We start from the raw sequence: 20,496 nt of genomic DNA on the forward strand, positions 1-20,496 counted from the left end.
TGCATCACCATCAGAAAAATTGAATATGGCGAGATCGTCCTGTGGAAAACTATTTTCAACAGGTGTGGATAAAAAAAGCGGATACCTGTGGAAACCCTTGTCCCGCGAGGGTTCAGCAGGGTGAAGCAGTCTAAAGGATTTCTCGTCTCATTCTATTATTCAAGATGGTTATGGCGATCCAACCCTATGGAAAGCAACCGAAGGCAACTTCTTCCGCCGACTCTTTTTCGCCCCTTGCTCCGAGCCGTGTGCCCTTGTAGAGCTTTACCCCATGAACACGCATTGGGACCAGATTCGTCAAATCCTGCAGAAAACGGTCAATCCTGGCTTGTTTCAGGTCTGGATTGCCCCCCTTACGGCCGTTTCAAGCGGCCCAAATCTATGCCTGAAGGCACCGAATGAATTTGTAGCCATCTGGGTTCGTGACCGCTTGCTGGAGCAGATTCGGCAGGCGGCGGTGGCAGTGCTGGGCAGGCAGGTGGAGATCACGGTCTCGGCGGATCCTGTTGGCGAGGCGGGCGATGCCCTGCTGACGGCTGCGGCCGTTGTCGGGTCTGGCGCCAGCTCGCGCGGCGGAAGTGTGTCTGGCGGTGCTGTCGTGGCCCGGCCGGCTCCGCTTCCTCGCAGTGCGTCTCACGCGTGTTCTGCCCCCACCGGCTCGCGGCAATTGGGGCTGCCTTTGCAGCCCGATGCACCCCGTTCCCGCCCCTGCTGGCAATTCTCCTTCGACGACTTCGTCGTCGGCCCCAGCAATCAGCTGGCTTATGCCGCAAGCCGAGCCTTGTGCGACAAGCAATTGGAATCCGAGCAGGTGTTCCTTTCTTCCACTCCCGGCCTGGGCAAGACGCACTTGCTGCAAGCCGTGGGACGGAGCCTGTGTTCCCACTCGAATCGCCAGCAGGCGCGGGTTGAGTATCTCACGGCCGAGGAATTCGGCAGACTGTGGGTGCAGTCGTTGCGCAGTAACGAGCTGGAGCGCTTCAAGGCCCGGTTCCGGGAGGGCGTGGATCTGCTGCTGCTGGAGGACGTGCATTTCTTCCAGGGCAAGGAGAAGATGCAGGACGAGCTGCTTTCCACCATGAAGGCGCTTCGCAACCGTGGGGCCAAGGTTATCCTGACGTCTTCGTTCCTGCCCCGCGAACTCAAGGACGTGGATTCCACCCTGGCTTCGCGGTTCTGCTCGGGCTTTCTGGCGGTCATCGAGAAGCCCGGCTTCGAGACCCGCAAGCGCATTCTGGAGCAGAAGGCCAAGAGCTTCCACGTGGCCCTGCCCAACCAGGTGACGGAATTGCTGGCGGAACGCATCAACACGGACATTCGCCAGCTGGAATCCTGCCTGCAGAACCTCATCCTCAAGGCCCGGCTGCTCAATCACAAGATCACCCTGGAACTGGCCTGCGAGGTGCTCAGCCACTACGAGCCGGAAATTCCGCACTTTTCCATGGATCGGATCATCGACTTTGTGTGCGACGCCTTTGAGCTTTCCCCCACCGAGTTGCGGTCCAAGAGCCGGCAGCGCCAGATTGTGCAGGCCCGCAACGCCGCCTACTTCCTGGCCCGCAAGCACACTGAACTGTCCTTGCAGGACATCGGCAACCGCTTCAACCGCAAGCACTCCACCGTCATCAAGGGCATCACGAACATTGAGCGCGAGATGAACCTGGAGACTCCCGTGGGCCGGCAGCTTTCCCGCACCGTGGAGCTGGCCAAGGCCTACTGCCGGGTGGGCGCCCGGTAGCAGAATACCCCCGGGCGGTTGTTCGACTGGCCCGTTTCGCGAATCAGCAGCCGCACAGCTCCATTTTTCCCCAGACGCCGACTTTTCCCTGGCACACGGCCAGCACGCCTTCCACCCGCAGGGGAGGCGGCAGGCCGGCCAGGGTTTGTGCGTGGGCGAGGACGGCGGGGATGTCCTTGCCGGAGCGCAGGCGGTTGCACAGGGCTGTGGCTGCGGCGTCGGCCATGGCGGCGGAGGGGCTGCGCACCACCACCAGCTCGGCCTTGCCGAAGGACAGGGAGTGGCCGATGGTGGCCGAGGAGCTGCACAGGGAGCAGGGCAGATCCTCCGGCTGCAGCAGCAGGCCCAGCCGGGCCTGGCCGGACGGATCGGGCAGGGCGGCCACCACGCGGGGCGTGTCTGCCATCAAAAAAATATCGCCACCGTTTTCCACCAGGGCGGTGCGGCAGCCGGCGGCAGCCAGGGCGCGGGCCACGTGTTCCGCCACCACGCCGGCCACGGCGGCCATGGGCCCCACGTTGCACAGGGCCGTGGCGTGGCACATGGCCTGCACGATCTCCGAGGCGTCCGACGGCACGGGCGGCACGGGCGGCACGGGCGGCACGGGCAAGGGCGCCAGGGCGGTCTGGAAGTGGGGATCCAGGAGGATGGCCGTCTGGACCATGGCCCGGACCTTGCGCAGGGCCTCCGAGGCCAGGGCCACGAGATCCACGCCCGGGAGGGCCTGGGCCACGATGTGCAGATCGCTCTGGGCCTGGACCAGCTGGAAGGCCGTCTCGCCGGTCTGACAGGCCGTCAGGCGGCGGTAGCTGCGGTGGGGATCGACATGCACGGGCGGGGCAGGATGCGCTGGGGACATGGCTGGGAGGCGCCTCGGTTCAGAATACGATGATGACCCGGCCGCGCCGCAGGGGAGAGCCGGGCGCGCCGGCTGCGGCCCGCAGGCGCTGCGCTTCTTCGGGGCCCAGCAGCAGGGCGTCGGGACGGCCGGGCACAATCTGCTTCCCCTTGAGCACCAGCGGCGCATCGCCGGCGGTCTTGCTGCTCAGGGCCGGGAACAGATCGCGGTAATAGCGGACAATGCCTTCGGTGGAAATGGTCTCTGCTGTGAGCAGCCCGGCCGGGTACAGCTCTCCGGCCTCGTCGTGCAGGGACGGAGCCAGGGAGGGTTCGAATCCCAGGCCGCGGGCGTCCACCACAATGCCCGTGGGCACCATCCCCGTGGATGGTCCCTCCGACTGCTCCGGCGCGGCAGGATCTGCCTGTGGGGATCGAATCTGCGGGACCTGCACGGGCGGCGGTTCACTGGCGACGGGGGGCGATTCGCCCAGGTAGGACCGTTGCACCAGTCCGCGGACCTCCGGCGCCAGGAAGGGCGTATCGCCGGGGCCAGATTCGCCAGACTCGCCAGACTCGCCAGACGCACCAGGCTCGCCAGACGTGGCAGGGGGGGCCGGTGTCTTGATGTCGCCATGCACCGCACCTGGCAGGCGAGGATCCGGCGTGGCCGGCCGGGGCGGGGTCGGCAGCAGAAACTCCAGGCCGGCCAGACGCAGCTCCACGCTCACGCGGGCTTGGGCGCTGCCGTCGGGCATGTCTTCCAGGGCTTCAATGACGGAATGCGTCAACAACCCGTCCACTTCCGCGCGCACCACATCATGGGCGGCCATGCCTTCCTGCAGTCTGGTGCTGCCATGCAGGCGCACGCCCTGGATCACTTCCAGAAGGTTGCGGCGGGCGTCCAGCACGGCGGCGCGGCGGGCGAACTGGCGTCGGCGTTCGGGCTCGGTGATGCGTGACGGCGGAAAACCTTGCCCCGTGGCCACGGCGGTCTTGCGGATCCAATCCACGTGACCGGCCGGGCCGATGGGCTCCTGGCCGTGGGAATCCACAAGCGCCCAGGCCGGGCCTGGCGCAAGGAGAAGCAGGACCAGCAGTCCCGGGAGCAGAAGGGAGGGGAGCCGTTGCCGCATGGCGGAAACTATGCAGCAATCGGACCAGGAAAGAAAGGGCGGGAGGCCCGGCACGCCGCTCCCCCCGCCCCTGAGTGCGCCGTGGCGGATCAGTCGTATTGCACGCTGGAGACGCGCATGAGCTTGTCCCAGTTGTGGTTGGATTCAATGTAACGCACGGTGCCGGTCTTGCCGCGGATGACCAGGGAGTGCGTCACGGCGCCGCGGCCGCGATATTGCACGCCGCGCAGGAAGGAACCGCCAGACAGGCCCGTGGCGGCGAAGAAGACGTTGTCGTCGGCCACGAGGTCCGTTTCCAGAAGGACGCGGTCGAGGTCCACGCCGTCATTGAGCAGGCGCTGACGCTCGGCCTCGGATTGCGGGTCCAGCCGGCAGACCATGCGGCCGCCGATGCCGCGGATGGCGCAGGCCGAGAGCACGCCTTCGGGCGTGCCGCCGGTGCCGAGCATCACATCCACCTCGGCGCGATCGTCCACGGCCATGAGGGAGCCGTTGACGTCGCCGTCGGTGTGCAACTGGATGCGCGCGCCTGCGGCGCGGATGTCGCGCACCAGGAGTTCATGGCGGGGCTTGTCCAGCACGAAGACCACAATGTCGTCCAGGTCCTTGCCCAGCGCCTTGGCCACCTTGCGCAGGGTCTGCCCCACGGGGGCATCCAGATCGTCATGGCCGATCACATGCGTGGCTGCGGCCGGGACCACGAGCTTCTTCATGTAGTAGCTGGCCCCGGGGGCGTACATGGAGCCGGCAGGGGCCAGCCCCACCACGCTGATGGCGTTGGGCCGGCCATAGGCCAGCAGGCGGGTGCCTTCCACGGGGTCCACGGCCACGTCCACGGCCGGCCCCTGGCCCGAGCCCACGGCCTCGCCGTTGTAGAGCATGGGGGCTTCGTCCTTCTCCCCCTCGCCGATGACCACGGTGCCGCGGATGTTCAGGGAGTTGAAGGAAAGGCGCATGGCGTCCACGGCGGCCTTGTCGCCGGCGTTCTTGTCGCCGCGGCCCAGCCAGCGGGCCGAAGCCAGGGCGGCGGATTCCGTGACGCGGACCAGATCCAGGGCAAGATTACGCTCAGGCGCTTCCATCACGGCAGGCCTCGGCGGTTGCGGGTTCCATGAGATCGACGCGGCGCTGGTGGCGGCCGCCCTCGAAGGACTCTTCCAGAAAGGCATCCACAATGGCCAGGGCCAGGCCCGGTCCGGTGACGCGTTCGCCCAGGCAGAGCACATTGGCATTGTTGTGACGGCGGGTCATGCGGGCCAGAAATTCATGGGTGCACAGGGCGGCGCGGATGCCCGGGCACTTGTTGGCGGCCATGCTCATGCCGATGCCAGTGCCGCAGATGAGTACGCCCAGGCCGCATTCGCCCAGTTCCTTGGAGGTGAGTTTCTTGCAGAGATGCTGGGCGAATTCGGGGTAGTCGCAACTCGTCTGAGAGTCGGTCCCCACGTCGATGACCTCGTGGCCTTTGCCGAGCAGATGCTGCTTGATCTGTTCCTTGAGGGCGAACCCGGCGTGGTCCGCACCGATGCAGACGCGTCTGGGGGTGGTTGGGGTGGACATGATATTCCCTTGGCTGATCTGTTGCAGAAAAAGGGGCTAGGGTTGCTCACGGATGACGGCGCCGGGGGGAATCTCCAGCGTCAGGGCGTCCTGGGGCCAGGGAGCGGGACGCAGCTCCAGGTCCTTGAGGAACAGGATGGCGGTTTCCCGGGCGGCCGTACGGGTCATGCGCACGCGCTGGGGCGTGAGGGGCGGAAAGCCCGGCGCGCCGAGTTCCTGCAGCTCCAGGGTCCAGGGTTCCTCGCCCTCGCCGGCGGGAATCTCCAGGGTCAGGGGCAGGCCGTCGGCATTCAGGGTCAGGGCGATGGGACCGCGGGCGGTAAAGCAGCCGTAGCGCACGGGGGCGTCGGTATCGCCCTGGGGCTGGGCGGTGTCGTAGTCCTGGGGAAGCAGGGCGTTCCAGTCGCCCATGAGCAGGCGGCCGAGGTCCTGCAGATCCAGGGGGAGGGCCATGCCGAAGGCGGCCATGCCGGCCAGGGTGTCCCGGAAGCGGAAGGCGGCGTTGTTGCCCGGGATGAAGACCAGGAATCCCTCCGGCCCTTCCCGCCAGTGGCCCACCATGGCCCCCACGCCGGCCTGCAGATCCAGCCGGATGGGCAGCTCGGCATTGCCCCACAGTTTGGCCACCACACGGTGCTTGCTTTTGGGGCCGGCGTAATTGAGGGAGGCCGTGGCGGAAAACGCCGGGGCCTGCGCCTGCTCGCCCTTGGCCCGGAAGGCCTGCCAGATGGTCCGGATGCGCTCCTGCATCGTGGTGTCTGACCGGTCTGGCGCCGGAGGCGTGGGGGCGCAGGCGGCGCAGAGCAGGCACGCGGCCACCAGACCGGCCTGCCAGACGCGGAAAAGGCGTGGAGAATGGGAGGGCCGGGGGAAGATGCTCATAACGCCTGCAGCTTCTTGCGGATGGTCTCCGGTTTTTTGTGGTGATATTTCAGCGCGTTTTCATACCCCGTGCGGGCCTGGGCCGTATGCCCCAGGGCCAGGGCGATATCTCCGTAATGTTCCCAGATGACAGGATCATCCACGGGCTGGCCTTTGGAATCCACCACGGCCTGCTGGATGATGGCCCAGGCCTCCTGGATCTGGCCTTGCCGGAAGCGGACCCAGGCCATGGAGTCGAGGATGTAGTCGTTGCCGGGCTTGAGTTCCAGGGCCCGGGCGACGAGGTCCTGGGCGCGATCCAGATCCTTGCCCTTGTCCGCCAGGGTGTAGCCCACGTAGTTGAGGGCGTCGGCGTTGTCCGGTTCCAGGTCAAGAATGCGTTCCATGACCGCAAAGGCCTCGGCGCGCTGCTCGGCGCGTTCCAGCACCAGACCATAGGTGAAGAGGACTTCGGGATCGTCGCTCCAGCGTTCCTGGGCCTGGCGCAACAGGTCCAGGGCCTGCTCCGTCTGGCCGGACTCCTGCAACAGCCGGGCTTCCAGCAGCCAGAATTCGCTGACATCGGCATATCGCGCGCGGCTGGCGCGGGCCAGGGCCAGGGCCTCGGCGGTGCGGTCCGCCTCGAAGAGCAGGTGGATGGAAAAGCGCTGGCTGCGTTCGTGAAAGCGGCTGCTTTCGGGAATCTGGCGCAGGCATTCCAGGGCCTTGGCGCTGTCCTTCCGGCCTTCGTACTGGATGAGGGCCTTGTGGAACCAGAGCTCCTTGAAGTCAGGATGCTCCTTCAGCACCGCATCAATGAAGGCATCGGCCTCATCGAACATGCCGGCATCCAGCAGGTATCCGGCCACGGGCAGGAAGGTGGGCAGATCCTGGGGGCCTTTTTCCACGAACTTCAGGGCCTGCTTAGGCTTGCCGAGTTTGATGTTCACCTCGGCCAATCTAAGGATAAGCTCCCGGCTGGGCTCGCCCAGTTCCATGATGCTCAGGTAGGTCTCTTCGGCGCCCTTGAAGTCCTGCATGGCCTCATAGGCATAGGCCAGCTCGGCCCAGGCCTCCAGGAATTCGGGGTCCTCCTTGAGCAGGGCCTTGAGGATGGGCACGGCCTCCTTGTGGCGCTCCAGGCCGGTGAGGGCCTTGGCGCGCAAAAACTGCCATTCACGGGGGTGCTTTTCCTGGGGGATGCTGGCGGGCGTCTGCTCCAGCAGCGTCATGGCCTGCTCGTAGACTTCTGCCTGCACCAGCATGGTGGCCAGCTCGGTGCGGGCGATGAGGTCCCCCGGGTTGCGGGTCAGGTAGTGTTCCAGCAGGGTCCGGGCTTCGTCGTAGCGTTGCTCGGCCAGGTACAGTTGGGCAAGCAGTAGCTGCAGTTGCAGGTTGTTCGGGTGGCGCTGCTGCCCTTCCTCCACCAGGATGCGGGTGCGGGCGGCGTCGCCGGCCTGCCAGAAGAAGTTGGCGCAGTCTATGAACACCTGGGGCGAGTCGTCCAGACTCAGGAGTTCCAGCACCGCCTGTTCGCCCAGGGTGGCGTTTTCCTGGCGGCGGGCATCCTCCAGCAACAGATAATAATAGGTGGCCTGGGCGTCTTTGGAGAGCTTCCAGCCCCCGGCGGCAGCGCCGGCAGGATTCTTCGGTACGGTGGCGCACGCGGCCAGCAGCAGACAGCCGGCCAGCAGGGCGCTCAACAACGGCAGGATGGTATGACGGCGCATGGACGGTGCGGTCCTCACGTACTCTTTGATGATGATGGAGGGGACGCCGGCGAGCCTATTCGCTGCGCACGATCCAATCGTTTGAAAAATCGTCTATGTTATCTGTAAGATGCACTCTCAGTTTGTGCAGCAGCCGGGTTTCCAGCTGGCGGACACGTTCGCGGGTGATGCCGTAGCGCTCGCCGATTTCCCGCAGGGTGACCGGCGAATCTGCCAGCAGCCGCTGTTCGAGGATGTCGCGCTCCTTGTCCGAGAGTCTGGGCAGGATGCGTTCCAGGTGCCCCTGCAGCGCGATGGAGATTTCCGCCCGGGCCAGGGTATCTTCGATGCTGGGCTGCAGGGCGGGCAGCACGTCGAGCCGGGTGGTGGTGGTGTCGTCCGCCAGGGTGGTGTCCAGGCTCATGTCCTGGCTGCCCAGGCGCTGCTCCATCTCCTGCACCTCCTCCACACTCACATTGAGGTTCTTGGAGAGGGTGGCGGTGTCCGGATCAAAGCCCAGGGACTGCAGCCGGCGGCGTTCCTTGTTCAGGTTGTAAAAAAGTTTGCGCTGGGCCTGGGTGGTGCCTATCTTCACCAGCCGCCAGTTGTCCATGATAAATTTAAGGATGTAGGCCTTGATCCAGAAGGCGGCGTAGTAGGAGAACTTGATGCCCTTTTCCGGATCGAACTTCTGCACGGCGCGCATGAGGCCCACATTGCCTTCCTGCACCAGATCCAGCACGTTCTGCATCCAGCGGCGCTGGAAATCCATGGCGATTTTGACCACCAGCCGCAGATGGGAGGTGACCAGCTGGAAGGCGGCGTCGCTGTCGTTCAGGTCGCGCACGCGGCGGGCCAGCTCGAATTCGGCCTCGGGCTCCAGCATGGGAAACGCCCCGATTTCCTTGAGATACAGCCGCAGGGTATCCTGCGCGCCGGCACGCGGGCCGGATTTGAACACCGGCATGGGCAGGGCGAGGGGCGGGGGGGCTTCGCCGTCGGGATCGAGCGAGGCGTCGATGGCGGGGAGGTCTTCCTCAAGGAATTCCTCCTCGGGGGCTTCGTCCAGTTCCAGGTCGTCGCTTTCGTCGTCCTCTGCCGGCTCGGGGTCCAGCACCTCGGCTTCGGCGACCACGCGGGACGGCGTGGCGGATGGCAGGATGGCTTCGCCGGATGGCTTGCGAACATTCATGATATGGCACCCTCCCGCCGGCAGGCCTCGGCATGGGGCACCAGGGCGGGTATGGCTTGAAAACCAGTTGGAAAGGTTGATGATTTTTCCATTCTGGCCATAGTATAGTTTTTGTTTGTCCTTTTCAACGCTTTTCAGTACCAAGGTGCGGACTGCCGACACCGGCGGCTGCCGCGACAGCACGCCGCGCCTGCCGTTTTTCCTTACCAAGGAGTGCATCTTGCCTGATTTCGACTGGCTGCGCAATGCAACGACAGTGTTATGCTTTGACGGCGCCACGGGAACCATGCTCCAGGAGGCCGGGCTGCCGGCTGGCATGTCGCCGGAGCTGTTCGGTCTGACGCGGCCGGACGTCATGCGCGGGGTGCACGATGCATACATCGCCGCCGGGGCGGACGTCATCACCACCAACACCTTTGGCGGCACGGGCCACAAGCTGGGCCTGGGCGTGGATGTGACCGAGGTGAACCGCGAGTTGGCCCGCTGCGGCCGGCAGGCGGCGGATGCTGCTGGCGGCCGCGTGAAGGTGGCCGGCAGCGTGGGACCCACGGGGCAGTTCCTCAAGCCCATGGGCACCCTGACCCCGGCCGAGATGCGCCAGGTCTTCCATGAACAGATTCTGGGCCTGGTGCAGGGCGGGGTGGATCTGCTCATCGCCGAAACCCAGTACGATATCGCCGAGATTCGCGCCGTGGCCATGGCGGCCCGGGAGGTCTTCCGCGAGGTGGGCCGCGCCGTGCCCGTGGGGCTGTCCATGACTTTTGAGCGCGGGGCCACCCTCACCGGCACGCCGCCCGCGGTGTTTGCCGCCGCCGCCCAGAATCTGGGCGTGGACTTTGTGGCCATCAACTGCGGTCTGGGACCCGACGAGATGTTGTCCCTGGCCGAGGCCATGGTGCCGGCGCTGCAGATTCCCCTGCTGGTGCAGCCCAACGCCGGCCTGCCCCAGCTCAAGGACGGCCGCACCGTCTTCACCCTGGGGCCGGACGAATTTGCGGAAAAGATGCGCCCGTATCTGCAACTGGGCGTGCGCATGGTGGGCGGCTGCTGCGGCACCACGCCCCGGCACATCAGCGCCCTCAAGGCGGTCATCAAGGATGTTGTGCCTGCGCCGTGCGCGGGGCAGGGGGTGCTGCATCTGGTCTCCCGTTCCCGGCTGGTGCGGGTGGCGCCGTTTTTGCCGCATGTGGTCATCGGGGAACGCATCAACCCCACGGGCAAGAAGCAGCTCACGGCCGAATACCAGGCCGGAGAACTGCAGCTGGCCCTGCAGTACGCCACGGAACAACTGGAAGACGGCGCCCAGGTGCTGGATGTGAACGTGGGCGCGCCCATGGTGGATGAGCAGGCGCTGCTGCCGCTGCTGACGGAAACCCTGGCCGCGCGGGTGGAGGCCCCCCTGTGCCTGGATTCCACAGACCCGGCCGCCCTGACCCTGGCCCTGGACCGGTGCCCGGCCGGCGCGCTTATCAATTCCATCAGCGGGGAACCCGGCCGCATGGAGATCCTGGGGCCCCTGTGCCGGGATCACGGCGCGCCGTGCATCCTGCTGCCCCTGACCAGCAAGAAACTGCCCGTGACCGCGGCGGAGCGCATCGCCATCATCGAATCCCTGGTGCAGCAGGCCCTGGATCTGGGCATCCCCCGCGCCAATCTGATGGTGGACGCCCTGGCCCTGACGGTTTCCTCCAGGCAGGACGCCGCCGTGCAGTGTCTGGCCACCATCCGCCATTGTACCGAGGTGCTCCGGCTGCCCACGGTGTTGGGGCTTTCCAACATCTCCTTCGGGCTGCCGGCGCGCGAACTGCTCAATGCCACCTTCCTGACCCTGGCCATGGGCGTGGGCCTGTCCGCCTCCATCGCCAACCCCCACGCCACCCGCCTCAAGGAGGCCCGGGCCGCGGCAGAGGTGCTCCTGGGGCGCGATACCAACGCCGAATCCTTCATCGCCGGCTATACGAACTGGAAGCCCGGCGGCGAGGGGGGCGGGACCTCCGGCAGTCCGGCTGGCGGCGGTGTTGCCAAAAAATCCGCCACCACCTTGAAAGAAGCCGTGCTGATGGGGGATAAGTCCCGCATCCAGCCCCTGGTGGAAGCGGCCCTGGCCGCAGGCATGACGCCCATGGCCGTGGTGAACGAGGAACTTATTGCCGCCATCACCCAGGTGGGAGAAAAATACGAGCGCCGCGAATACTTCCTGCCGCAGCTCATTGCCAGCGCCGAAGCCATGCAGCACGGCTTCCGCATCCTCAAGCCATTGCTGGACAAGGCCGAGGCCGAGGGGGAAAAGGTCCACAAGCCCGTGGTCATCCTGGCCACGGTGGAAGGGGACATCCACGACATCGGCAAGAACATCGTGGCCCTGATGCTTGGCAACCACGGGTTTGAGGTGCATGATCTGGGCAAGGACGTGCCGGCGGAAACCATCGTCCGGGCAGCCAAGGAGCGCGGGGCATCCATCATCGGCCTCTCGGCCCTCATGACCACCACCATGGTGCGCATGGAAGACACCGTCAAATTGTTGCGCGAAGAAGCCTTGCCGGCCAAGGTCATTGTGGGCGGGGCCGTGGTGAGCCAGGAATATGCAGATCGCATTGGCGCGCACGGCTATGCTCAGGACGCCGTGGCCGCCGTGCGGCTGGCCAAGGAATTGACGGCGGCGCGGGCCTGATGCACAGCTGCGCCTGCCACCCATGGCGGAACAACTTTGGAGAACGTCGCATGCAGTGGTGTCGTGATTGCCTGAGGAGCGTGTGCCTGGCGCTGGGTCTTGTGCTGGCGTGTGGGATGGGTTCCGTGCAGGCGCAACAGGCGGTGCTGCCCATCGACCACATCGCCCTCATGCAGCAGGTGCGCGAGCACAAGGGCAAGGTGGTGGTGGTGAACTTCTTTGCCACCTGGTGCGGCCCATGCATCGTGGAGATCCCCGGCCTCAAGCAGTTGCGCACGGAGTTCGGCGAGGATCAGGTGCTGTTTCTGGGCGTTTCGGTGGATGAAAATCCCGAGGTGCTGCCCGCCTTCATGCGGCGGATGGCCTTCAATTATCCGGTGTACTACGCCAAACCCGGCGTGGCGAAGTTCTTTGCCGTGCAGGCCATCCCCAAGATGCTGGTCTACAACGTGCGTGGGGAATTGATTCTGGATCATGCCGGATTCCTTGATCCAAAACAGCTAAAACAGGAGCTTGTCACGCTCCTGGCCCAGAAGTGAGGCGCTCAGGAAGTGGAGAACGAAGGGTTCTACATTCGCAAAGCTCGCATAGACGACGTCAAGCCCATCCATGGCATGCTCATGGATTGTTCCCGCAGCGGGTTGTTGTTGCCGCGCTCCTACAATGAGCTCTACAGCCACCTGCGGGATTTCTTCGTCCTGGCGCCCAAGGACGGCGGAACCATCCAGGCCTGCTGCGCCCTGTCCATCACCTGGGACGACCTGGCCGAGCTGCGCTCCCTGGTGGTCTCGGAAGCCTTGCGCGGGCAGGGCTGGGGCCGGCGGCTGGTGGAAGCCTGCCTGTCCGAGGCAGTGACCCTGGGCCTGTTCCGCATCTTCACCCTGACATACCAGCAAGCCTTTTTCGAAAAGCTGGGATTCCAGGTCGTCGGCAAGGAAGTGTTGCCGCAAAAAGTCTGGAGCGACTGTTTGCGCTGTCCCAAATTCCCCGAGTGCGATGAAATCGCCATGCTGCTGGAGGTGTGATCGTTCGCCATGTCCATGTTGACTGAATTGATAAGTCGGGAACAGATCGCCGCTCGCATCCGCGAATTGGGCGAGACCATCCGCAACGACTACAACGATGAGCCGCTGGTCACGGTGTGTGTGCTCAAGGGCGCGGTGATCTTTTTTGCCGATCTGCTGCGAGCCATCGACAGATCCACCACTATTGATTTCATGCGCATTGCAAGCTATGGTTGCAGTGTTTCGCGCGAGACCAACGTGCGGCTCCTGCTCGATCTGGAAACCAACATCGCTGGCAAGCATGTGCTGATTGTGGAAGACATCATCGACACAGGCCACTCCATGCGCTGTGTGTTGGACCTGCTGGCCACGCGCAACCCGGCGTCCCTGGCCGTCTGCACCTTGCTGGACAAGCGGGAGCGCCGCGAGGTGTCGGTGGATGTGAGCTATGCCGGCTTTGTGGTTCAACAAGGATTCGTAGTGGGATACGGCCTCGATTTTGCAGAGGACTATCGTCACCTGGATGCCATTCACATCCTCGATCCCGGCGCCTAGGCCGCGCCGCGTGACGCGACCGGAACGTCCATCCACGGAATGCCGACATGATCATCAAATGTCCCAGTTGCGAGACTCGGTTCAACCTGCCGGACGAGAAGTTCCAGGAAGGCCGAAAGGTGCGTTGCTCCAAGTGCAAGCACGTCTTCCCCCTTGCCCGGGAACCCCAGGCGGCCCCCCCTGCCGCCCCCGTTCCGCCGGCCCCCACCCCTGGCTATTCGGAAGACGATGCCCAGGAAGCCATGTCGTACGACATGTTCGCTCCGGCTCCCCCCTCGCGCCCGGCCTCGTATGCCGAGGAGCCGCGCAGTGATTTTTTTGATGATCCAGGCGGGGCAGGCATGGCCAGCCCCGGTTTTTCTCCAGACGCCGAGGTGATGCGGGCCGCTCAGGAGAGCGCCCCCTCCCCCTTTGACTTCGAAGTGCCCGGCGCGCGCGCTGCAGCGGCTGAACCGCCGGCGGAAGACACCTTCAGTCAGATGTTTTCGCAGGAAATCGCCCCGGAAGACCCCTACGATATTGACGAAACCACCAAGCTCGCCGCCAAGACCTCGCCGCGGCTGAGCATCCCCAAGGCCCAGGCGCCGAAGAGATCGCCCCTTAAAGTGGCGATTTCTCTGTTTCTGTTCATTTTCCTGACCGTGACCGCGGCGGGGGTGCTGGCGTGGTTCTTTGTGCCGGACATGCTGCCCGCCCCTGTGCGCGAGCTGCTGAGCACCATGAGCGAGCCGCAGCAGAACGCCAGCAGCGTGCCGGGAGAGCCGCTGGTCAATCAGGACATGGTCAAGCATCTGGAACTCAAGGATGCCGAGCAGCACTTTGTCAAGAACGAGAAGGTGGGCGAGCTCCTGGTCATTCAGGGGCAGGTGGTGAACAACAGTCCTGAGCCGCGCGAACTCATCAAGGTGGAAGCCAACCTGTACGATGAAAACGGCGTGCGCCTGGATACCCGGCAGCAGCTCATCGGCAACGCCATCTCCCTGTTCCAGTTGCAGCAGCTCAACCGCGAGGAACTGGAAAAGGCGCTCAACAATCCCGTGGGCATCACCACGCAGAACACCAACATCAAGCCTGGGGCCACGGCGCCGTTCATGGTTATTTTTTACGAGCCCTCCCCCTCGGTCAAGGAATACCAGGTGGTCATTGTGGACGCCAAATCGCCGCCCAAGCAGTAAGCCCTCTACAGGTATCGCATCAGGACTGCATGAAACCTCGCCGCAATTACGTATGCACCGCTTGCGGCGGGGTTTCCGTGCGTTGGCAGGGGCAATGCCCGCGCTGCGGCGCCTGGAACACGCTGGAGGAACGGCTGGAGACCCCGGCCCCTGCCGGCGGACGTCGCGCACCGGCGGCCGTGGCTGGTCGGCCTGGCGCAGGCATGGCCCTGGCTCTTGGCGAGGTGGATATTTCCGCGCAGCCGCATGTGTCTGCCGGCATGCGTGAGCTGGATGAACTGCTCGGGCAGGGGCTGGTGCGCGGCAGCACCGTGCTGATGGCCGGGGAGCCGGGGGTGGGCAAGTCCACCCTGCTGCTGCAGGTGGCTGGCGCCGTGGCCAAGGCCGGGCATACCGTGCTCTATGCCTCGGGCGAGGAAGGCTTGCCGCAGCTCAAGCGGCGGGCCGAGCGGTTGGATTGTCTGGCGGATACATTGCTGGCCCTGAGCACCTCCAGTGCGGAAGAGGTCTGGCAGGCAGTGGAAGCCGCCGGCAATGTGGCCCTGGTGGTGCTGGATTCGGTGCAGACGGTGGTGTCCTCCCTGGCAGAGGGCCTGCCCGGCAGCGTGTCCCAGGTGCGGGCCGTGGCGGCGGAAGGCATCGACCTGGCCCGGCGCTGCGGATGCTGCCTGCTGTTCGTGGGCCACGTGACCAAGGACGGGCAGATCGCCGGTCCCAAGCTGTTGGAGCACATGGTGGATGCCGTGCTGTCCCTGGAAGGGGACCGCACCCACTGCCACCGGCTGCTGCGCGTGCTCAAGAATCGTTTTGGTCCCAGCCTGGACGTGGCCGTGTTCGCCATGCAGGGGCAGGGGCTGGCCCCGGTGGAAGATCCGGCGGCCCTGTTTCTGGAATCCCGTGCCGGCGGCCTTTCGGGCACGGCCCTGGCCATGGCCCTGGATGGGCAGCGCGCCTTTGCCCTGGAGGCGCAGGCGCTGGTCTCGCGCAGCTGGCTGGCCATCCCGCGCCGCACGGCCCTGGGGCTGGACGTGAACCGGCTGCATCTGCTGCTGGCGGTGCTGGAAAAGCGGCTGGGTCTCTCCTTTGGCCAGCAGGATGTATACGCCAAGGTGGGCGGCGGCTTCAAACTGCAGGACCCGGGGTTTGACCTGGCCTTGTGCGCCGCCATCCTCTCCTCCCAGTACGATCAGGCCCTGCCGGAGCAGGCGGTGTTTTTTGGCGAGGTGGATCTGAATGGCCGCATCCGCCCGGTGGCCGGGCAGGAAGTGCGCCTGCACCAGGCCAAACGCCTGGGACTGCATCCCGTCTTTGCCGCGCCCGGAGTGCCGCAGGCCCAGCATGTAAGCACCTTGGCTTCCTTGCAAGAAGCGCTGTTCGGGGCATCCGGGCGGGGGGGGCGTGGGTGATTCAGCGAGTCAACATAGGCTTTTTCTTGCATATTCACTATGAGGGATGTAGGGTTGGAGACGATGCGCGTGAGGCTTGCTGGTCTCCGCGCGACGCGTCAGGCCATCGAGGGAGTCGACGGGCGTAGCGCTTGCTGCGCACGGCTTCCCGTGAACGACCGGAGAAGCCTTTGGAAGACGACACCATCCAGGCCGTTGCTGGCGATGCGGAACTCGCTGCGTTCCTTGCCCGGGCGCGCAAGGATGCAGCCCCCCTGTGCGTCGAGTTGTCCAAGGCGGTGACTCCCCGCGAGGCGGAGTTCCTGGAATTGGGCGCCACCCTGCAGCGCGTGGCCGGCAGGGTGGAAGAGATCGTGGAGCAGACGGAATTTCTGACCGGGCTGACTTCCCGCGATGCCCTGGACAGCTTCGGCGTCGAACTCACACAGGAATTGGACAGGATGCAGGCGTTGCTCCTGCTGGCGGCAGGGGCGGAAAACGAAGCCGCGCTGATGAGCATCCGCACGACCCTGGCCCAACTGGGCGAACAACTGGGCAGCTTCAAGCGCATTGTCAAGCATCTGCATATGCTTGGCATCTCCACCCGCATCGAATCCGCCCGCCTGGGTGCGGATGGCCGCGGCTTTGGCACCCTGGCCGACGATGTGGAAAAGCTCTCCGTGGCCATCGGCAAACAGTCCGACTCCATTTCCCGGCAGTCCCAGGCCCTGGATACCCTGGCCGCCACCGCCATGGACCAAGCCCGGCATATGCTGGACAGCCAACGCCGCTGTTCCGAGGAAATGGGCTCCCAGGTGCAGGCCAACCTTGAAGTGCTGCTGCAACTTTCGCTCATGTCCCAGGACCTGTCCCAGGCCCTGGGCGAGCAGATTCGCGAGGCGCACACCCACATCGGCCAGGCCGTGTCGTCCCTGCAATTCCATGACATCACCCGACAGCAGGTGGAGCATGTGGAGCAGGCCATGACGGATCTGCTGCACGTGATCGATGAGCACCTGATTCCCGGCCGTTCGTTGGAAGAAAGCGACCAGGAACTGCTGGCCTTCATGGCCGAGGTGTGCGCCATGGAGGCGCGCCAGGTGCGGGCGGCCAGTGATCGGTTTGTGGATGCCGTGCAATCCTTCGGCGACCGCCTGCGCGGCGTGGCGACGGCCATGGGCGGGCTGGCCGAGGAAGTGGCCGTGGTGCGGCGCGACGTCCGCCTGACCGGCGCCCAGACACAAAGCACCGCCCTGCAAAGCATCGAAGACTCCATCACCAGCATCATGCAATCCATGCGGGATTTTGTGGCCCAGGGCGTGGCCAAGGGCGAGGTCATGGATCGCGTGGCCGGCACCATTCAAGAGATGGCCGCGTTCCTGGAAGGCGTGGAGGAGGTGGGGGCATCCATCGAACTCATTGCCCTCAACGCCAGCGTCAAGGCGGCGCACACCGGGGACAAAGGCAAAGCCATGGGCGTGCTGGCGCAGTCCATCCAGTCCCTTTCCCATGCCGCCCGCCTGCAGACCGAGGCCATCGCCAAGGCCCTGAGCGGGGTGGCTGCCTCGTCCGAGGTGCTGCGGACAAATTCCACCCGCTTTCGGGAGGAAGTCCATGTGGAGGAGGCGCTCTCCAGGCTGACCGTGCTGGTCAAGGGATTGACCTCCATTGATACGGAAACCTCGGTGCTGTTTGCCGAGATTTCTGCCGCAAGCAAACTTGTGGCCCGGGACATCGTGGCCCTGGTGGATGGCCTGACCATGCATCGCGAGGTGGCCCGGCAACTAACGGCCAGCGCCGCCGTGCTCGAATCCCTGGGTCGGCAGGCAGGCAGCCTCGCCCCAGGCGGGCACGCCGGCCGGCACTCTGCCCGGCTGGAATCCATGCTCGGGCGCTATACCATGGAAATTGAACGCCAGATTCACCTTGGCGTTGCCCCTGCGGGCTCGTCTGCGGCCGCTGCCGCCGGTGGGGGCGATCCGTTTGATGGAGTGGAACTCTTTTAACATTTTAAGGATGCTGCCATGGGCAAGACCATTATGACTGTGGACGATTCGGCCAGCGTGCGCCAGATGGTGAGCTTCACCCTGAAAAACGCAGGTTACGACGTCATTGAAGCCGTGGATGGCAAGGATGGCCTGGCAAAACTCACCAGCTCCGTCGGCATGGTTATTACAGACTTGAACATGCCCAACATGGACGGCATCGAGTTCATCAAACAGGTGCGCACCAATGCCCAGTTCAAGTTCATCCCCATCATCATGCTTACCACGGAGTCCCAGGCCGGAAAAAAGCAGGACGGCAAGGCCGCCGGCGCCACCGGCTGGGTGGTCAAGCCCTTCAACCCCGAGCAGTTGTTGGCGGTGGTGCAAAAACTGTTGCGCTAAGGGGGTGGCTACCCGCCAACCCGGATGCGCGCCGGTTGTGTCGGTTCGCGCCGGCATCGCAGCATGCGAGGCAGCGATGCCAGCATTGAAAAAGTCCAGGAAAGACGTTTCAACACCCCTGTTTGTCTGGCAGTCGGGAGAGTGAGCATGGCTTTGCCTTCGTCCTCAACCATCGATGCACGCCACAGGCATGCCTACGGGGAAGAAGCCCAGGAGCTCCTTGCAGAGTTGGAAGCCGCCCTGCTGGAACTGGAAGACGCCCCCACGGACCAACCCCTGATTGACCGTGTGTTCCGGGCCCTGCATACCATCAAAGGCTCCGGGGCCATGTTCGGCTTTGACGACATTGCCGCCTTCACCCATGACGTGGAAAACGTCTTCGACCTGGTGCGCGGCGGCACAGTGGCCATTTCCAGGGAGCTGTTGAACCTGACGCTGCAGGCCAAGGATGTGATCAGCGACCTGCTGGCCGCGGGCCTCGAATTCCGCCAGGCCGATCTTGACGCCAGCCAGGCCCTGGCAGCCCAGTTTCGCAAATGGCTGCCCAAGCCGGCCGCTGCCGTGGCTGCCCGCAAGGCCGGCCCTGCAGCCCCCGGTACGGCGAGCACCCTGTGGAGCATTCGCTTCGCCCCCAAGGCCGGCATACTCTTCACCGGTGCCAACCCACTGTGCTTGCTGGATGAACTGGCGGCCATGGGCGCCATGCAAGCCTTCCCGTATTTGCAGGGGGTGGGGCGGCTGGAAGACCTGAACCCCGAAGAAGTGCGCATGCGCTGGGACATCATCCTGGCCACCACTGCCCCGCTGGAGGCCCTCCAGGACGTGTTCATGTTTGTGGAGGAGGATGCGGACATCGCCATCCGGGCCATCGACTATTCCGGCGATGCCTGCACCATCGACAAAAAAATCGGCGAAATCCTGCTGGAACGGGGCGATGTACGGCCGCAGGACCTGCAGGCCATCCTGGCGGCCAAAAAACCGCTGGGCGAAATGCTTGCGGAGGCGGGCGTCGTCAGCCGCGAGCAGGTGGCTTCGGCCCTGGCTGAACAGCAGATCGTCCGCGCCCGGCGCGAGGAGCGCAAGGCCGCTGCCGATGCCGCGCCCGCGGCGGAAAAGGTGGACGCCCAGGCCGCCAGCATCCGCGTGGCAGCCTCCAAACTGGATTTTCTGGTGGATCTGGTGGGGGAAATGGTCATCGTGCAGGCGCGCATCAATCAGGTGGTGCAGCAAAAGCGCGATCCCATCCTCACCACCCTGTCCGAAGAATTGGAGCGCCTGTGCGACAACCTGCGCGATGCCACCCTGGGCATCCGCATGCTGCCCATCGGGGCCACCTTCAGCAAGTTCCGGCGGCTGGTGCGCGACTTGTCCGAGGAGCTGGGCAAGGAAATCGATCTGGAAATGCGCGGTGAGGAAACGGAGCTGGACAAGACCGTCATTGAGCGCCTGGGCGATCCCCTGGTGCACCTGCTGCGCAACTCCATCGACCACGGCATCGAGCAGCCTGACGTGCGCGAGGCCGCAGGCAAGCCCCGGCGCGGCTCGGTGCGGCTGGTGGCCGAGCACTCCGGCGGCGAGGTGCATATTCACATCGATGATGACGGCCAGGGCATCGACAAGGAACGCGTGCGCGCCAAGGCCGTGGAGCGGGGGCTCATCTCGTCGGACGCCGAATTCACGGACGCCGAGATCTACGCCTGCATCTTCCAGCCCGGCTTCTCCACGGCATCCGCCATCACCAACGTGTCGGGCCGCGGCGTGGGCATGGACGTGGTCAAGCGCTCCATCGACGCCTTGCGCGGCAGCATCGAGGTGACCTCCGTCCCGCAGCAAGGCACCGCCATCACCATCAAGCTCCCCCTGACCCTGGCCATCATCGACGGGCTGGAAATCCAGGTGGGGCAGGAGTTTTTCGTCATTCCCCTCACCCATGTGGAAGAATGCGTGGAGCTGCCCCGCAAGGCTGCTGCCAGGGACGATTCCCGGGAGCAGATCGTCAACCTGCGCGGAGAAATCGTTCCGTACATCCGCCTGCGCAAATGGTTCACCGTGCCCGGGGACGCCCCGCCCATCGAGCAGATTGTGGTGGTGCGCTCCCAGGGGTTGCGGGTGGGCATTGTGGTGGATACGGTCATCGGCGAGATGCAGACAGTCATCAAAAGCCTGGGGCGGGTGTTCCGGGATGTGCAAGGCGTCTCAGGGGCCACCATCAAGGGCGATGGCAGCATGGCATTGATCCTGGATATTCCACAGCTGCTGCAAGTGGTGACGGCGGCATCGCGCTGA

At 64.9% G+C, this 20,496-nt stretch carries 17 protein-coding genes; 10 read left to right on the top strand and 7 right to left on the bottom strand.

Features of this window, described 5'->3' with window-relative positions:
• Window positions 1-271: 271 nt before the first annotated feature.
• Complete coding sequence (locus DGI_RS15915) at window positions 272-1,738, top strand: chromosomal replication initiator protein DnaA (protein WP_021762255.1); 1,467 nt, start codon at window positions 272-274, stop codon at window positions 1,736-1,738.
• Window positions 1,739-1,781: 43 nt separating this feature from the next.
• Here the strand turns inward: DGI_RS15915 and DGI_RS15920 are convergent, their stop codons facing one another.
• From DGI_RS15920 to DGI_RS15950, 7 genes are all read right to left on the bottom strand, one after another.
• Window positions 1,782-2,597, bottom strand: coding sequence for a UPF0280 family protein (locus tag DGI_RS15920; RefSeq protein ID WP_034606949.1), 816 nt, complete (start codon window positions 2,595-2,597; stop codon window positions 1,782-1,784).
• 19 nt (window positions 2,598-2,616) lie between these two features.
• A complete protein-coding gene (locus DGI_RS15925) occupies window positions 2,617-3,711 on the bottom strand; it encodes a hypothetical protein (RefSeq protein WP_021762257.1) in 1,095 nt (364 codons plus the stop codon).
• Between the two features lie 89 nt (window positions 3,712-3,800).
• Complete coding sequence (gene glpX, locus DGI_RS15930) at window positions 3,801-4,793, bottom strand: class II fructose-bisphosphatase (RefSeq protein WP_021762258.1); 993 nt, start codon at window positions 4,791-4,793, stop codon at window positions 3,801-3,803.
• Window positions 4,780-5,271, bottom strand: a complete 492-nt coding sequence (gene rpiB, locus DGI_RS15935; protein ID WP_021762259.1) for a ribose 5-phosphate isomerase B — start codon at window positions 5,269-5,271, stop codon at window positions 4,780-4,782. The genes glpX and rpiB overlap by 14 nt, the downstream gene beginning before the upstream one ends.
• A 36-nt stretch (window positions 5,272-5,307) precedes the next feature.
• On the bottom strand, window positions 5,308-6,153 hold the full coding sequence (locus tag DGI_RS15940) for a hypothetical protein (protein ID WP_021762260.1): 846 nt from the start codon (window positions 6,151-6,153) through the stop codon (window positions 5,308-5,310).
• Window positions 6,150-7,862: a tetratricopeptide repeat protein gene (locus DGI_RS15945; protein WP_021762261.1), complete on the bottom strand. Its 1,713-nt coding sequence runs from the start codon at window positions 7,860-7,862 to the stop codon at window positions 6,150-6,152. Before DGI_RS15945 ends, DGI_RS15940 begins: the two co-directional genes overlap by 4 nt.
• Before the next feature lie 55 nt (window positions 7,863-7,917).
• Window positions 7,918-8,955 carry a sigma-70 family RNA polymerase sigma factor gene (locus tag DGI_RS15950; RefSeq protein ID WP_034606970.1) on the bottom strand — a complete coding sequence of 346 codons (1,038 nt, stop codon included), beginning with the start codon at window positions 8,953-8,955 and terminating at the stop codon, window positions 7,918-7,920.
• A gap of 298 nt (window positions 8,956-9,253) precedes the next feature.
• Between DGI_RS15950 and DGI_RS15955 the strand changes: the two genes are divergently transcribed.
• The 9 genes from DGI_RS15955 (at window position 9,254) to DGI_RS15995 (ending at window position 20,496) form a co-directional block, all read left to right on the top strand.
• Window positions 9,254-11,704, top strand: a complete 2,451-nt coding sequence (locus DGI_RS15955; RefSeq protein ID WP_021762263.1) for a homocysteine S-methyltransferase family protein — start codon at window positions 9,254-9,256, stop codon at window positions 11,702-11,704.
• Between the two features lie 50 nt (window positions 11,705-11,754).
• The gene (locus DGI_RS15960; protein WP_021762264.1) at window positions 11,755-12,243 is read left to right on the top strand and encodes a TlpA family protein disulfide reductase; all 489 of its coding nucleotides are present in this window, start codon (window positions 11,755-11,757) and stop codon (window positions 12,241-12,243) included.
• A 12-nt stretch (window positions 12,244-12,255) separates the two neighbouring features.
• A complete protein-coding gene (locus DGI_RS15965; RefSeq protein WP_021762265.1) occupies window positions 12,256-12,729 on the top strand; it encodes an N-acetyltransferase in 474 nt (157 codons plus the stop codon).
• Between the two features lie 9 nt (window positions 12,730-12,738).
• Window positions 12,739-13,263, top strand: a complete 525-nt coding sequence (gene hpt / locus DGI_RS15970) for a hypoxanthine phosphoribosyltransferase (RefSeq protein ID WP_021762266.1) — start codon at window positions 12,739-12,741, stop codon at window positions 13,261-13,263.
• 47 nt (window positions 13,264-13,310) lie between these two features.
• Window positions 13,311-14,438 carry a DUF3426 domain-containing protein gene (locus tag DGI_RS18950; RefSeq protein WP_021762267.1) on the top strand — a complete coding sequence of 376 codons (1,128 nt, stop codon included), beginning with the start codon at window positions 13,311-13,313 and terminating at the stop codon, window positions 14,436-14,438.
• A gap of 29 nt (window positions 14,439-14,467) precedes the next feature.
• Window positions 14,468-15,844, top strand: coding sequence for a DNA repair protein RadA (radA, locus tag DGI_RS15980; RefSeq protein WP_021762268.1), 1,377 nt, complete (start codon window positions 14,468-14,470; stop codon window positions 15,842-15,844).
• Between the two features lie 170 nt (window positions 15,845-16,014).
• Window positions 16,015-17,829, top strand: a complete 1,815-nt coding sequence (locus DGI_RS15985) for a methyl-accepting chemotaxis domain-containing protein (protein ID WP_021762269.1) — start codon at window positions 16,015-16,017, stop codon at window positions 17,827-17,829.
• Between the two features lie 18 nt (window positions 17,830-17,847).
• The gene (locus DGI_RS15990) at window positions 17,848-18,210 is read left to right on the top strand and encodes a response regulator (RefSeq protein WP_021762270.1); all 363 of its coding nucleotides are present in this window, start codon (window positions 17,848-17,850) and stop codon (window positions 18,208-18,210) included.
• Between the two features lie 147 nt (window positions 18,211-18,357).
• Window positions 18,358-20,496 carry a chemotaxis protein CheA gene (locus DGI_RS15995; protein WP_034606951.1) on the top strand — a complete coding sequence of 713 codons (2,139 nt, stop codon included), beginning with the start codon at window positions 18,358-18,360 and terminating at the stop codon, window positions 20,494-20,496.

This window comes from Megalodesulfovibrio gigas DSM 1382 = ATCC 19364, from assembly GCF_000468495.1.
GTDB classification, from domain to species: domain Bacteria; phylum Desulfobacterota; class Desulfovibrionia; order Desulfovibrionales; family Desulfovibrionaceae; genus Megalodesulfovibrio; species Megalodesulfovibrio gigas.

What these genes read in the sequence shown, in the direction of transcription:
- DGI_RS15915 (WP_021762255.1), top strand. Translation starts at nt 272, where the DNA reads ATGAACACGCATTGGGACCAGATTCGTCAAATCCTGCAGAAAACGGTC.
- DGI_RS15920 (WP_034606949.1), bottom strand. Translation starts at nt 2,597, where the DNA reads ATGTCCCCAGCGCATCCTGCCCCGCCCGTGCATGTCGATCCCCACCGC.
- DGI_RS15925 (WP_021762257.1), bottom strand. Translation starts at nt 3,711, where the DNA reads ATGCGGCAACGGCTCCCCTCCCTTCTGCTCCCGGGACTGCTGGTCCTG.
- glpX (WP_021762258.1), bottom strand. Translation starts at nt 4,793, where the DNA reads ATGGAAGCGCCTGAGCGTAATCTTGCCCTGGATCTGGTCCGCGTCACG.
- rpiB (WP_021762259.1), bottom strand. Translation starts at nt 5,271, where the DNA reads ATGTCCACCCCAACCACCCCCAGACGCGTCTGCATCGGTGCGGACCAC.
- DGI_RS15940 (WP_021762260.1), bottom strand. Translation starts at nt 6,153, where the DNA reads ATGAGCATCTTCCCCCGGCCCTCCCATTCTCCACGCCTTTTCCGCGTC.
- DGI_RS15945 (WP_021762261.1), bottom strand. Translation starts at nt 7,862, where the DNA reads ATGCGCCGTCATACCATCCTGCCGTTGTTGAGCGCCCTGCTGGCCGGC.
- DGI_RS15960 (WP_021762264.1), top strand. Translation starts at nt 11,755, where the DNA reads ATGCAGTGGTGTCGTGATTGCCTGAGGAGCGTGTGCCTGGCGCTGGGT.
- hpt (WP_021762266.1), top strand. Translation starts at nt 12,739, where the DNA reads ATGTCCATGTTGACTGAATTGATAAGTCGGGAACAGATCGCCGCTCGC.
- DGI_RS18950 (WP_021762267.1), top strand. Translation starts at nt 13,311, where the DNA reads ATGATCATCAAATGTCCCAGTTGCGAGACTCGGTTCAACCTGCCGGAC.
- radA (WP_021762268.1), top strand. Translation starts at nt 14,468, where the DNA reads ATGAAACCTCGCCGCAATTACGTATGCACCGCTTGCGGCGGGGTTTCC.
- DGI_RS15990 (WP_021762270.1), top strand. Translation starts at nt 17,848, where the DNA reads ATGGGCAAGACCATTATGACTGTGGACGATTCGGCCAGCGTGCGCCAG.
- DGI_RS15995 (WP_034606951.1), top strand. Translation starts at nt 18,358, where the DNA reads ATGGCTTTGCCTTCGTCCTCAACCATCGATGCACGCCACAGGCATGCC.